11 protein-coding genes are annotated in these 13,003 nt (G+C 58.9%); 1 reads left to right on the forward strand and 10 read right to left on the reverse strand.

Annotation, left to right across the window (positions count from 1 at the left end):
- Positions 1 to 7: 7 nt before the first annotated feature.
- Complete coding sequence (locus ACVDG9_RS05490) at positions 8 to 1,360, reverse strand: MATE family efflux transporter (RefSeq protein WP_152507358.1); 1,353 nt, start codon at positions 1,358 to 1,360, stop codon at positions 8 to 10.
- Between the two features lie 182 nt (positions 1,361 to 1,542).
- Here ACVDG9_RS05490 and ACVDG9_RS05495 point away from each other — a divergent pair, with 182 nt between their 5' ends.
- Complete coding sequence (locus ACVDG9_RS05495; protein WP_447237443.1) at positions 1,543 to 2,490, forward strand: histone deacetylase family protein; 948 nt, start codon at positions 1,543 to 1,545, stop codon at positions 2,488 to 2,490.
- An 11-nt stretch (positions 2,491 to 2,501) separates the two neighbouring features.
- Here ACVDG9_RS05495 and ACVDG9_RS05500 read toward each other — a convergent pair whose 3' ends face one another.
- From ACVDG9_RS05500 to ACVDG9_RS05540, 9 genes are all read right to left on the reverse strand, one after another.
- Entirely contained in the window at positions 2,502 to 3,548 is a 1,047-nt protein-coding gene (locus tag ACVDG9_RS05500) for a hypothetical protein (protein WP_447237444.1), read from the reverse strand.
- A gap of 123 nt (positions 3,549 to 3,671) precedes the next feature.
- Entirely contained in the window at positions 3,672 to 3,947 is a 276-nt protein-coding gene (locus ACVDG9_RS05505; RefSeq protein WP_031269649.1) for a DUF6460 domain-containing protein, read from the reverse strand.
- A gap of 559 nt (positions 3,948 to 4,506) precedes the next feature.
- The gene (locus ACVDG9_RS05510) at positions 4,507 to 5,628 is read right to left on the reverse strand and encodes an AraC family transcriptional regulator (RefSeq protein ID WP_447237445.1); all 1,122 of its coding nucleotides are present in this window, start codon (positions 5,626 to 5,628) and stop codon (positions 4,507 to 4,509) included.
- A 149-nt stretch (positions 5,629 to 5,777) separates the two neighbouring features.
- A complete protein-coding gene (locus ACVDG9_RS05515) occupies positions 5,778 to 7,988 on the reverse strand; it encodes a 3-hydroxyacyl-CoA dehydrogenase NAD-binding domain-containing protein (RefSeq protein ID WP_289807149.1) in 2,211 nt (736 codons plus the stop codon).
- A gap of 18 nt (positions 7,989 to 8,006) precedes the next feature.
- A complete protein-coding gene (locus ACVDG9_RS05520) occupies positions 8,007 to 8,390 on the reverse strand; it encodes a cupin domain-containing protein (RefSeq protein WP_023001781.1) in 384 nt (127 codons plus the stop codon).
- Positions 8,391 to 8,392: 2 nt separating this feature from the next.
- The gene (locus ACVDG9_RS05525) at positions 8,393 to 9,601 is read right to left on the reverse strand and encodes an acetyl-CoA C-acetyltransferase (protein WP_023001780.1); all 1,209 of its coding nucleotides are present in this window, start codon (positions 9,599 to 9,601) and stop codon (positions 8,393 to 8,395) included.
- 27 nt (positions 9,602 to 9,628) lie between these two features.
- Positions 9,629 to 10,267 carry a glutathione S-transferase family protein gene (locus ACVDG9_RS05530; RefSeq protein ID WP_447237446.1) on the reverse strand — a complete coding sequence of 213 codons (639 nt, stop codon included), beginning with the start codon at positions 10,265 to 10,267 and terminating at the stop codon, positions 9,629 to 9,631.
- Between the two features lie 104 nt (positions 10,268 to 10,371).
- The gene (locus ACVDG9_RS05535; protein WP_447237447.1) at positions 10,372 to 12,168 is read right to left on the reverse strand and encodes an acyl-CoA dehydrogenase C-terminal domain-containing protein; all 1,797 of its coding nucleotides are present in this window, start codon (positions 12,166 to 12,168) and stop codon (positions 10,372 to 10,374) included.
- Between the two features lie 331 nt (positions 12,169 to 12,499).
- Positions 12,500 to 12,961: a MerR family transcriptional regulator gene (locus ACVDG9_RS05540; protein WP_023001777.1), complete on the reverse strand. Its 462-nt coding sequence runs from the start codon at positions 12,959 to 12,961 to the stop codon at positions 12,500 to 12,502.
- Positions 12,962 to 13,003: the final 42 nt, after the last annotated feature.

Here is a 13,003-nt window from a genome sequence, read left to right on the forward strand (position 1 = left end):
GCTGTTCTTATGCGTTGCCGAACGTCTCGGCTGCCCGCTTTCTGCAGGCGGCCAGCAATGTCAGGCCACGCGTTCCGAAGAACAGCAGGAAGGCGAGCCAAAGACCGTGGTTCCCCAGGATGGGGAACAGAAGGTAATAGGCAGCAAGGTAAACGACGAGCGACAACAGCATCATGTTGCGCATGGTCGATGACCATGTGGCGCCGATAAAGACCCCGTCCATCTGGAATGCCAGCACTCCGAAGACCGGGGTCAGTATCGCCCACACAAGATAGGTCGACGTTACCTGACGGACATCTTCTGCCGTTGTCATGAAATCGATCATGTACTGCCCGAAAAACCAGAACAGCGTCGACAGGATCCCCGCCAGGGCGAAGCTCCACAGTGCTGTCAGTTTCAATGCGCGGTCGAAGGCGGGCCGGTATCTTGCCCCGACCGCCCGGCCGGCAAGCTGTTCCGCCGCAGTTGCCAGGCCATCCAGAAAAAATGCAGCCAGCATGATGAACTTCTCAAGCAGAGCGTTTGCGGCCAATACGGTGTCACCCTGGTCTGCCGAACGCGCCGTGAAAAACGCGAAGGCGAAGAGAAGGGTGAAGGAGCGGATCATGATGTCCCGGTTGACGGCCATCATGCGCACCAGCAGGCGGCGGTCGAAAATCACCTGAAAAGCCGGCCAGGACGTCTTGCCGGTGGTGAAGACAACCAGGCAGACGCCCAGTGCCGTTGCCGCGATTTCACTCAGGACAGTTGCCAGCGCGACACCTTCCACGCTCCAGCCGAAACCGATGACGAACCAGACACTGAGGCCGATGTTGAGCCCGTTCAGAACAAGCTGAAGCACCAGCCCTGTTCCTGCGCGCCCGAGGCCGATGAACCAGCCGAGCATGGCATAGTTGGCAAGGAGAAAAGGGGCACTGTAGACGCGGATGTCAAAGTAGCGGCTCGTTGCTGCCTGCACATCCGCACTGCCTCCCAGGAACCAGAGCCCGATTTCACGCAAGGGGGCTTGCAAGAGGATGACCAGGAGACCGCCGATAGCCGCAATCACGAAGGCGCGCAGCAGTGTTGCCCTGACTTCTTCTTCGTTCTGGGCGCCGAAAGCCTGGGCTGTCAGGCCTGTCGTCCCGGACCTCAAGAAGTTGAAGGTCGTGAACACCAGGTCGAAGATGATCCCGCCTATGGCAATCCCGCCAAGCAGAGCCGGGTCGCCAAGGCGGCCGATCACGGCCATGTCGACGATGCCGAGCAGGGGCGTCGACAGATAGGCGAGTGTCATCGGAATGGCGATGGCAAGAACAGTGCGGTGGGTAACCGCAAACGCCAGTTTCGGCCGCTCGCCGGTTGCTGAAAGTTGGGACATCGATGGCTCGCTTCGAGAGGAAGACCTTCATGTCTGCCTTGCCTCGGCACGTCAATTCATTTCGCCACATACCGGGTATTCACGGACATGGCTGCCGAATTTGCACTGAGCCGTAAAATTCGGATCTGCTGTGTCGTTCAAAGGGGTGCCCGTAGCGCCGGCGCGCCTTATATTGCGCACAGATGACCCTGCCTATCGTTCACCATCCGGCCTACTGCGCCGATCTTCCCGCCAATCACCGGTTCCCGATGGACAAGTTCCGTGCCGTCGCCGAGTTGATACGACAGGAAGGGCTTCTCGGCGACAGCGCTTTTTTCAGGCCTCGTCCCGCTCCCTTCGAGTGGGTCGCACTCGCACATGAGCCGGCCTATGTGGATCAGGTCTTCAATGCCCGGGTGCCGGAAAAGGTGGCGCGGGAAATCGGTTTTCCGATGCGCGAGGACATCGCCCTGCGGGCGCGCTGTGCAACGGGCGGGACTGTGTTGACGGGATATCTGGCGCTGGAACACGGCATTGCCTGCAACACCGCCGGCGGCAGTCATCATGCCCGGCGAGCACACGGAGCCGGGTTCTGCGTCTTCAACGACGTCGCAGTTGCCATCAAGGTGTTGCAGGCGGACGGCGCCATCCGCAAGGCGCTGGTGGTCGACCTGGACGTGCATCAGGGAGACGGCACCGCGGACATCTTTCAGGGCGACCCGGATGTCTTCACTTTCTCGCTTCACTCGGAAAAGAACTACCCCGTGCGCAAGGTCCCCTCCCATCTCGATATAGGTCTTGCCGATGGGACGAGTGACGAAGTCTATCTTGCTGTTCTGGAAGAGGTTCTGCCTGATCTGCTGCGCCAGGGGCCCTGGGACATCGTTTTCTTCAATGCAGGTGTCGATCCCTATGCCGGTGATCGTCTCGGCAGACTGTCGCTGTCACGCGACGGTCTTTGCAGGCGTGACCGCTATGTCATCGAAACGGTGCGAAAGGCGGGCGTGCCGCTGGCAGGAGTTCTGGGCGGAGGCTATTCGACGGATATCGACGAATTGGCCGATCGCCATGTGACGCTACATCGAACAGCCAAGGCTGTTATGGCTGAAGATTTCACTATGGTTGCCGCGCATGAACAGGTGGCCGGCTAAAGCCAGCCGGTTCACACCAGGATATCGGACACCTGCAGGGAGACCGATGTCGAACCGGTTGCGGTCGAAACCCCGTCCGTACCCGCAGGGCTCGCGGTGGAAGCCGGGTCTGGCTGCGCGCTGAAGTCTGAGGTCCTCAGTGCCTTGACGCCGTCCTTGAGATCGGCACGGACGTCTTTCAGATCTTTTTTTGTGTCGCGCTCATCGCGCTTGAGCAGGCGTTCTATCTGTTGGGCAAGAGATTTGATGTCCTCAGCCATCTTGGCGAGGGCTTCCTTGTCGCCCTGCAGCCCGGACCTGCGGCTTGCGGCGAGTGCCTTGTTCGTTTCCTGTTGCTGTTCTGTGTAAGTCAGGACAGCCGCTTTCAGGTCTTCCCGCCAGCTGTCCGGTTCCTGTGCGCCTGCGGAAGAACCATCCTGCTCCACTCCGGTCCGAGCCTGACCCGTCGCCTGGCTCTCCGGTCCCGAAGTCGCGGCACCCGTTTCAGATCCGGATACCGGAATTTGTGTCTCGGGACTGCTCTCTGCCGCAGACACAGTCTCGACCAATGCGGAGGTTGCATTAACCTGCGTCCCGGCACCGGTTATGATATCTGCTGTGGCGGCGATGTTTGAAGCGCCTGAAAGAACACCCGTGCCGACGCCTCCACCGCTCAAGCCCTGGCCTGCCGACTTGAGGTCCTGAGAGGCGGACTTGAACTCCTTGGAGATCTGTTTCAGCTCCTTGAGCAGACGCTTGGCCTGCTCCGGCGTTGCGAACCGCAGCATTTCCTTGAGCCGTTCGATGCGCTTCTGGACCATCTCGATCTTTTGCCTGCGCATCGCATCCTTGTTGTTCTCTACCGACCGGGCGAGGCCGTCGCTGAGCTCAACAGAATCCTTGTAGGTTTCGAAGAGGGATTTTGCCTTGTCCTCGTCGTCGGCCGAACCGTTGGCCCCCAGAAACGTGGTGAGCGTTTGTGCGGCAGCAAGCGAACCTGAGCGATTGCTCGCACCAGAACCCGCGCGGGCGTAGGCCTGGTAGGAGGCAGCAAATTTCGATGTTGCGATGGCGGACATGCAAGGGCCCCTTAAGGCTCGGGGAGGTTCCGCCAGTTTCAGTTAATTATGATTAAGAAAGGGTTAATTTCCCGCAAGGGTTGCGTGCTTGCCTTAAGTGACAAACGCAGTCCTCTGCCGGGACTAGCGGTTTCGACCCATGGCCAGAATGCGAGTAACCAGCCAGATCGGGACAACCACCATTGCGCCGATAACCAGATACTTGCCCAGGCGTCCAAGGGCGTTGAAACCCATGTTCCACAGGCGTTCGACAAAATCGATCGACATGGTGATCAGGTCGAGCGGGTCGAGGTTCAGCGCGGACAGGATAATGCCGACAACGAAGGACAGGAACACAAGCCGCAAAAGCACCTGGGCTGGTGAACCTCCCAGAAATCGGCTCAGGCCGGTGTCGGACATATGTGTCTCCTGCATGACGTTGCTAGTATTCCTGGCCAGAAGTTAGGAATATTCGGTGTCGATTACAATGAGGCCTGGCAAGCACGGCGGCAACTCCAGCTCGTGCGAAGGCCGTTTGTAAAATTTCTTATTAATTAAGTTTGGTGTCGTAATTCGTAAAGTTCTGTTCGCTTCCTGCCAAAGACGCAGCGGCCCTGTTGGCGTATTAAACTTTCAGGAATGTGCATCTAGATTGTTTGCGGCCACCCACAACCGCGACGGTCTGCCTTCCTCTACCTGCGGTGAAAGACAGCCGCCGGACCGGCACAAGTGTTGAACCGGCAAAAAAGCGCGCACACTGCAGGATGGGCCAGCCGCCATCGACCCGTCCTGTTCTTCATGCAAATGAAAGAGCAGCCGAAAGCGGTATTGGCGGGTTCAGTCGAGTGTTCTCTACGGAACCGCCGGCAACAAGAATGATCTCTGGCACGGTGGTGACAAGCCCGTAACCGCCGTGCCGCAATTCTCAAGCCATCACAGCTTCGCGGTGACCAAGCCCTGTCAAAGGCTGGAGACGAAATCATTTTGTGGCAGCGGATTGCCGAACAGCGGAGGGTGTCGCCACCGTGACCCTGGAGCGCTGCATCGGTTGCTTGCGCCCCGTCGTGGAATTAGCAGCAGCAGGAGATCTGGAGCGGGGGGCATCCCGAACCTTCTTGGGGGAGACGCCAAACCATGTCTTCACGGCGCGTGAAAATGTGCTCAGTTCCGAAAAGCCGAGGAGATAGGCGATCTCCTTCATGGGAAGGTCCGTTCCCAGAAGATATCGTTCGGCTGCGGAACGTCGTACTTCCTCGCTTAGCTGACGGAAGCTGGTGCCTTCCTTTTCCAGAAGCCTCTGCACCGCGCGCTGCGACATGCCAAGTTTCGCTGAAATGAGCGGCAGGGTGCATGTCCCGGTCGACAGACTGGCGGAAACTTCATTGGCAATGCGCGACAGCGGAGATTCAAACTGGCCGAACCTTTCCAGTTCCGAATTCGCAGACGTCAGGATGATCTCGTATAGGTGGGCGTCGTGGCGCCGGAGCGGGCGGGAGAGCAACGTTTTCGGAAACGAAATCCTGTTGCGGGTCGCGCCGAACTTGATCCGGCCCTGATATTTCTTCTGAAAATTGGACGTGCAATTTGGTTGTGAGGTCGCGAGCTCGATAAGGATTGGCGGCGCTTTCATGTCGAGTGCATGTTCAATCTGCTGGGTCGCCCAGCCGATGCGTCCGAACACGTTCTGTCGCCATTCACCGCGTCCTTCAAGGATAGGCCATTCCACGAAGCCGCCGGTCTCGTCTTCCTCGAAAATCACCCGATAGGCATTGGTTCTGATCGGACTGAACTTCGCCCAGGCCTGACAGGCCTCCCGAAGTGACGGAGCGCAGGCAAACAGATAGTCGAAGATTGAAAAGCAGCCGATGTCGATCGTGTTGAACAGATCGAACATGACGGCGTCATCGCCCAGGGAATTGGCGATATGTTCAAAAACGGCATGCCAGGCGGCTATCGGCACGGTACCTTGCGGGTCGTCCAGGCTGGCGAGATCGAATTCATAGTCCCTGGCCATTTGAGGCCAGTCCAGATTGGCGTTCGAACAAATGTCGCGCAGAACGCGGAAGACATCCGAGCGCGCCCATTCGCCATCTAGCGGCATTCGTATCTCCAGCCTGCCCATGCTTAATTCCCAGCAGAACTGTGCATGACAAGTCACGCCGGATCAAGTTTTGTCGTAAAATGCTAACAATTGCTGGCGAATGCGATAGGGCGATGCCGCTCCCGTCCGGAAGCGGCATCGGTTGTCGATCAGGCTGCGTCCTTGACCTTGGCTTCGGCTTTCGGCGGGAATTTGCCGTAGAACGTTTCGTTTTCCTTGGCCATGTCCTTCAGCAGCTTGTTCGGTTTGAAGCGCGGTCCCCACTTGCGGGTGAACTTCTTGCATAAGTCGACAAAGGCCGGCGTGCCCATCATGTCGATATAACTGAGCGTACCGCCGGTATAGGGGGCGAAGCCGAAACCAAGGATGGAGCCGACATCGGCTTCACGCACATCCGTCAGGCACTTTTCCTCAAAGATGCGGGCGGTTTCGAGCGCCTGCATCACCAGGAGACGCTGCTTGAGTTCTTCGATGTTGAAGCTCTCTGCAGGTTTCGGCTGACCGGTGACTTCCGGAATGCCGGGCCACAGGCTCTTGTCCTTGCCCTTGTAGTCGTAGAAGCCCTTGCCGTTCTTGCGGCCGAAACGCTCCTGCTTCACCACCATCTCTTCCAGGATGTTGTCGAGTGGGCCTTCGACATATTTGACGCCAAGGTCCTTGCGGGTGGCGGAAACGATCTTCCAGGCAAGATCCAGCGCCACTTCATCGCCAAGCGACAGCGGTCCGACCGGCATGCCGGCCATCTTGCCCGCATTCTCGATCATGGCCGCCGGAACGCCGTCCGCAAGCATCATCAGACCTTCGCGGATATAGGTCATGACCACGCGCGAAGTGTAGAAGCCGCGGCTGTCATTGACGACGATCGGGGTCTTCTTGATGGCCTTGATATAGTCGAGCGCCATGGCAAGCGCGCGATCGGAAGTGCGTTTGCCGAGGATCACTTCCACCAGCATCATCTTGTCGACGGGCGAGAAGAAGTGAATGCCGATGAAGTTCTTCGGTCGCTTGGACGCCTGCGCCAGGGAGGTGATCGGCAGGGTCGAGGTGTTGGAAGCATAGATGGCACGGGACTTCATCACCGCCTCGGCCTTCTCCGTCACCGCCTTCTTGATCTCACGATCTTCGAAGACGGCTTCGATCACCAGATCGCAATCTGCCAGGGCTTCATAATCGACGGTGGCGGTGATCTTCGACAGAAGCTTATCCTTCTGTTCTTCGTTCGCCCGGCCACGCTTGATCGCCTTGGTGATCAACTCTTCGGAATGAGCCTTGCCCTTGTCGGCAGCTTCCTGGTCGCGGTCGATCAGGACGACGTCGATGCCCGCCTGTGCCGTGACATAGGCAATGCCTGCACCCATGAAGCCTGCGCCGAGAATGCCGATCTTGCGGATCTTGTTTGGACGCTGATCCACCGGGCGGCGAGCCAGCTTGTTCAGCTCCTGCATGGAGACGAACAGCGAGCGGATCATGTTGGCGGCTTCCGGGGCCTGCAGCACCTTGGCGAAGTAGCGGCTTTCCACCTGAAGCGCGAGATCCATCGGCAGCTGCAGACCTTCGACGACGGAGCGCAGCAGGTAGCGGGCACCCGGATAGTTGTCATAGGTCTCTCGGCGGTAGATCGCGTTGGCGGCCGGCCAGAACTGGAAACCAGCGGGGGAATAGACCTTGCCGTTTGGCAGCTTGTAACCCTTCTTGTCCCAGTCCTTGACCGGGTCGAGGCCTGCCTTCAGCATCTTCTTTGCGGCGGCGACCAGTTTCTTGGTCGGGGCGACTTCATCCACCAGTTTCATCTGTTTGGCCTGGGGTGCCCGCAGGGTGCGGCCCTGGAGCAGGAACTGCATGCCCTGCTGTCCATCCGTCATGCGCATGACACGCTGGGTGCCGCCGGCGCCAGGAAAGAGGCCTACCTTGACTTCCGGCAGACCCATTTTCAGGCCTTCGTCAACGACACGGCCATGACAGGCCAGTGCCAGTTCGGTACCGCCGCCCATGCATGTGCCGGCAACGGCGGCGACGAAGGGTTTGCCGCAGGTTTCCAGCTTGCGGTAGACCTGAGACAGCTTGCGCGATCCTTCGAACAGAGCCTTGGCCGCAGCTTCCGCGTCGTTACCGCGCTTGATGTGGAAGTCCTTCAGAAGTCCTTCCAGCATGGTCAGGTCGGCACCACCGGAAAAGGCGGACTTGCCGGACGTGATCACGGCCCCCTTGATGGCGTCGTCACTTGCCACCTGGTCGACAATCGCATCCAGCTCGTCCATGACCGACAGATCGATGACGTTCATCGATTTTTCCGGCATGTCCCAGGTGATCAGGGCAAAACCGTCCTCATCGGTTTCAACGGTGAAATTCTTGTAGCTCATTTGATGGTCCTCCTCGGGTCAGGCGCCGGTCGACTGCAGATGGGCGCGCTGTTGCGCAGCCGTCTTCGTGCCGTCGACGACAACGTCGCCGGTGTGTTTGGTCTCTGCGGGTTCGAACAGCATCACCCAGCATTCGTCTTCTGCGAGCGGATTGTGCTCGACGCCCTTGGGAACGACGTGCATGTCGCCGGCGTTCAGGACGACATCGTCCCGGTCGCGGTAGCGGATGGTGAGGCTGCCCTTGATGATGAAGAAGAGCTCGTCCTCGTCCTGGTGGTCGTGCCAGACGAACTCGCCTTTCAGCTTCGCAAGCTTGACGCTCTGGTCGTTGACGTCGGCCACCACACGCGGCGACCAGTAGTCAGTGATCTGGGCGAATTCCCTGTCGATGTTGCTGATCATGATCAGACCCGCTCGATGATGGTCGCTGTTCCCATGCCCGCGCCGATGCACAGCGTGACGAGGGCGGTGTTGAGATCGCGGCGTTCCAGTTCGTCGAGCACGGTGCCAAGGATCATGGCGCCGGTGGCGCCGAGAGGATGGCCCATGGCAATCGCACCGCCGTTGACGTTGACCGTTGCCGGATCAAGATCGAAGGCTTGCTGGTAACGCAGGACGACGGAGGCAAAGGCTTCGTTGATCTCGATGAGATCAATGTCCTTGATGTCCATCTTGGCGTTTTTCAGAAGCTTTTCTGTAACATCCACCGGGCCGGTCAACATCAGGGCCGGTTCGGAACCGATATTGGCGAAAGCCTTGATGCGGGCACGCGGCTTCAGGCCGGAGGAACGGCCTGCGGTGCTGGAACCGATCAGAACGGCGGCAGCTCCATCGACAATGCCGGAGGAGTTGCCGGCGTGGTGCACATGGGTGATTTTCTCGATTTCCGGATGGGCCTGGATGCCGACCGCATCGAAACCACCCATGTTGCCCATCATTTCGAAGGAGGGGTTGAGCGAGGCGAGCGACTGCATGTCGGTTTCCGGCCGCATGTGCTCGTCCCGGTCAAGAATGGTGATGCCGTTGACGTCCTTCACCGGCACGACGGATCCGGAGAACCGGCCATCTTCCCAGGACTTGCCGGCGCGCTTCTGGCTTTCCACCGCATAGGCATCGCAGTCATCGCGTGAAAAACCGTATTTGGTGGCAATCAGATCAGCCGAGACGCCCTGGGGCATGAAATAGGAGGGGATGGCCACCTGCGGCTCAATCGGCCAGGCTCCGCCGGAAGCGCCAAGGCCTACACGGCTCATGCTTTCCACGCCGCCGGCGATTACCAGCTTGTGCTGGCCTGCCATGACCTGGGCCGAAGCCATGTTGACCGCGTCGAGACCGGAGGCGCAGAAGCGGTTGATCTGCATGCCCGGAACCGACTTGTCGTAACCGGCTGCAAACACCGCCGCACGGGCAATGTCGCCCCCGGCTTCCCCGACCGGGTCGACACAGCCCAGGACGACGTCGTCCACCCGGGTCGTGTCGAGACCGTTCCGGTCGCGGATCGCTTCCAGCGCGGTGGCCGCAAGCCGGACGGCGGGCACTTCGTGCAGCGAACCGTCCTTCTTGCCGCGTCCGCGCGGCGTGCGCACGTGGTCGTAGATATAGGCTTCGGGCATCAGATCCTCCTCTAGATCGGATTGGCCTCAGGTCTTATCCGGCAAGGGATGGCCGGGCATGAGGTCGTAAGGATGTTTCCAGCTGGGCAGAGCCTTGATCCGCCCCAGCCACTTGGTGACATTCGGATAAGCCTCGAGATCGATCCCGAGCTCACCTTCGTAAAAGAGGTAGCTGCACAGCGAGAAATCCGCGCTTGTCGGCTTCTTGCCGATGGCGAAGTCATTCTTCGCGAAATGCTTGTCCAGGATGGCAAGTGCAGATTTCGACCGCCCGTCGAGCCATTTGACCACGTCCGTTTCGCCGGTCTTCATCAGCGTGCGCAGGAAGCGCAGCGGGCCGAGCAAGCCGGAAACCTTCTGGTTGTCGAAAATCGTCCAGCGCAGGATTTCCCGCCGCTCTTCATCGTTTTCCCAGCCAAAGGCGCCGAACTTCTCGGACAGGTCGTCCATGATGACGGCGGACTGGGTCAGGATGTCATCACCATGCACAAGCACCGGCACTTCACCCATCTCGTTCAGCGTGTCCCGGAATTCTTCGGTTCGGGTGGCCCCGTTGAAGAAGTCGACCCACTCCGGCTTCCAGTCGGCGCCGCACAGCTCCAGCATCAGGGCCACCTTGTAGGAGTGTCCCGACTGGGCCATGCAGTGAAGAACGTATTCAGCCATAACTTGAAATTCCCCTCGCAAATCAAATTGGAACGCGACTATAGCCGCCGGTTTCGATTTGCGGGCTCAAATTTCCGCCATCAGCGAGCTGGCCCCCGGACGCTTTAAAAAGCGTCCGGGGCAACCGACATCATGGTTTCGGACCCGGACGAGATTCGGGCAAGATGCGCGCCCGTTTCCGGCAACGTGCGTTCCATGAAGAAACGCCCGAAGGTCAGCTTGGTTTCCAGCCATTCGGCCTTTTCGCCTGCGCCTTCCGCGACCTTTTCCTGAATGGCCTTTGCGATCTTCGCCCACATGTAGCCAAGGGCAACAAGCCCGAAGAGATGCATGTAGTCGACGGATCCGGCGCCGGCGTTGTCCGGGTTCTTCATGGCGTTGTTCATGAACCACATGGTCGCGGCCTGAAGATCGTCCATGCCCTTCTTCAATGGCCCGGTGAAGGCGGCAAGGGATTCGTTGTCCTTGTTCTCCTTCAGGAAGGTATTGACCTCGTTGAAGAAGCTCATGACTGCCCGACCGCCGTTCGCGGGCAGCTTGCGGCCGACGAGGTCCAGTGCCTGGATGCCGTTGGCGCCTTCGTAGATCATGGCAATACGGGCATCGCGAACGAACTGCTCCATGCCCCACTCGCTGATGTAGCCATGGCCACCGTAAAGCTGCTGGGCATTGACCGCATTGGCAAATCCTGTGTCGGTCAGAACGCCTTTGAGCACAGGTGTCATCAGCCCCATCATGTCGTCGGAGAACTGCTTGGACTTCTCGTCGTCGGACCTGTGTGAGACATCGCCATGAAGCGCGGTCCAGATGACGAGAGCACGGGCGGCCTCGTTGAACGAGCGGATTTGCATCAGGGTACGGCGTACGTCCGGATGCACGATGATCGGGTCGGCGGGCTTGTCCGGGTTTTTCGGTCCGGTGAGGGCGCGGCCCTGGATGCGATCCTTGGCGTAGATGACGGCATTCTGATAGGCGACCTCCGACTGGGAGAGCCCCTGAACCGCAACGCCGAGGCGGGCCTCGTTCATCATGGTGAACATGGCGCGCAGGCCCTTGTTCTCTTCGCCGACCAGCCAGCCGGTGGCATCGTCGTAGTTCATCACGCAGGTGGCGTTGCCGTGAATGCCCATCTTGTGCTCGATCGAGCCGCAGGAAACGCCATTGTTGTCTCCCACCGAGCCATCGTCGCCGATCGCGTTGCGGGGCACGACAAACAGCGAAATGCCCTTGGTGCCTTCCGGGGCGCCCTCGATGCGGGCCAGCACCAGGTGGATGATGTTTTCCGCCATGTCGTGCTGACCGGCTGAGATAAAGATCTTGGTACCGGTAATCTTGTAGGAGCCGTCGGCTTGCGGCACCGCCTTGGTGCGGATGAGGCCGAGATCCGTTCCGCAGTGCGGTTCGGTCAGGTTCATGGTGCCGGTCCAGGTTCCGGCGATCATGTTGGGAAGGTATGTCTGCTTCTGATCATCCGTGCCGTGGATCGTCAGGGCCGCAACGGCCCCTGCAGTCAGGCCCGGGTACATGGAAAAGGCCATGTTTGCCGAAGAGGCAAATTCATTGAAGACGGTGGTCAGAGTATGCGGCAGGCCCTGTCCGCCGTAATTCGCGTCCGCCGACAAGGTACCCCAGCCGTTTTCGCAAAACGCCTTGTAGGCTTTCAGAAAGCCTTTTGGTGTCGTGACCGTGCCGTCGTCGTTGCGCGTGCAGCCTTCGCTGTCGCCGGTCTGGTTCAATGGCTGGAGAACTTCTTCCGCGAACTTGCCACCTTCGCGCAAGATCGCTTCCACAAGGTCGAGAGGTGCATCCGAAAAACCTGGCAGGTTGGAATATCGGTCATAGCCGAACACGTCCTTCAACAGGAAAAGCGTGTCATCGACGGGAGCGGTATAGCTCGGCATGGAAATCCTCCCAGATCTGCCGTTTATGTCTCGACCTTACGTTTCCGTAAACGTCACCTTGAGGCCTATATACGCGTGTTGTTATTGCCCGGCAAGTGGTGTCCCAACGGAAGGGTTGTCAAAAAAATACGCCTAAAACATGCTGATGGGAATGATTTCCGAAGGCCCCGTACGCGAAATCGTGTTGCGAGGTGTCGTTTTTGGGGAATTTCACAGTTTTGGAAAAAGGGCGCCAATTCTCGCAAAAATTGCAAGTTGGCGGACGCACAAACAAAAACCGCCGGCGTTGCCGCCAGCGGTTTCAAAACTCTGAGGTCGAAAGGAAAGGGACTTATGCCTCTTCCGCTTCCTTGTGCTTCAGCATGCCGGAAACGATCTCGACAGTGCGCGACAGTTCCTCGATAGCCTGTTCGATGTCCTTGCGCTGATCTTCCAGAACGGCGATCTGCTCGTTGAACTTGGACAGGGCGACGCGGAGCTGGGTAACCTGACCGTCGCGCAGGTCGTAAAGGTCGAGCATGTCGCGGATCTCGGACAGGGAGAAGCCAACGCGTTTGCCCATCAGTACCAGTTTCAGGCGGGCACGGTCGCGGCGGTTATAGACGCGGTTCAGGCCGTCGCGCTTGGGGTTGAGCAACCCCTTGTCTTCGTAAAAGCGCAGCGTGCGCAGGGTGCAGTCGAATTCTTTCGCCAGGTCGCCGATTGTGAACTGGGTTTTCTTCGTGCTGTCGTCGTTTGCGGACACAACGTCCACAAGATCGTCTTCATTGAGGATCGAAAGCGCTTCGCTCATAGCAGTTTGTTCTCGTTTTTCAGCCGTTGTCCGGCTCATCGT

It is taken from the genome of Roseibium sp. RP-7, assembly GCF_053005225.1.

Bases quoted from the DNA above. Each gene is read 5' to 3' on its own strand.
- ACVDG9_RS05490 (WP_152507358.1), bottom strand. From the start codon at position 1,360: ATGTCCCAACTTTCAGCAACCGGCGAGCGGCCGAAACTGGCGTTTGCG.
- ACVDG9_RS05495 (WP_447237443.1), top strand. From the start codon at position 1,543: ATGACCCTGCCTATCGTTCACCATCCGGCCTACTGCGCCGATCTTCCC.
- ACVDG9_RS05500 (WP_447237444.1), bottom strand. From the start codon at position 3,548: ATGTCCGCCATCGCAACATCGAAATTTGCTGCCTCCTACCAGGCCTAC.
- ACVDG9_RS05505 (WP_031269649.1), bottom strand. From the start codon at position 3,947: ATGTCCGACACCGGCCTGAGCCGATTTCTGGGAGGTTCACCAGCCCAG.
- ACVDG9_RS05510 (WP_447237445.1), bottom strand. From the start codon at position 5,628: ATGCCGCTAGATGGCGAATGGGCGCGCTCGGATGTCTTCCGCGTTCTG.
- ACVDG9_RS05515 (WP_289807149.1), bottom strand. From the start codon at position 7,988: ATGAGCTACAAGAATTTCACCGTTGAAACCGATGAGGACGGTTTTGCC.
- ACVDG9_RS05520 (WP_023001781.1), bottom strand. From the start codon at position 8,390: ATGATCAGCAACATCGACAGGGAATTCGCCCAGATCACTGACTACTGG.
- ACVDG9_RS05525 (WP_023001780.1), bottom strand. From the start codon at position 9,601: ATGCCCGAAGCCTATATCTACGACCACGTGCGCACGCCGCGCGGACGC.
- ACVDG9_RS05530 (WP_447237446.1), bottom strand. From the start codon at position 10,267: ATGGCTGAATACGTTCTTCACTGCATGGCCCAGTCGGGACACTCCTAC.
- ACVDG9_RS05535 (WP_447237447.1), bottom strand. From the start codon at position 12,168: ATGCCGAGCTATACCGCTCCCGTCGATGACACGCTTTTCCTGTTGAAG.
- ACVDG9_RS05540 (WP_023001777.1), bottom strand. From the start codon at position 12,961: ATGAGCGAAGCGCTTTCGATCCTCAATGAAGACGATCTTGTGGACGTT.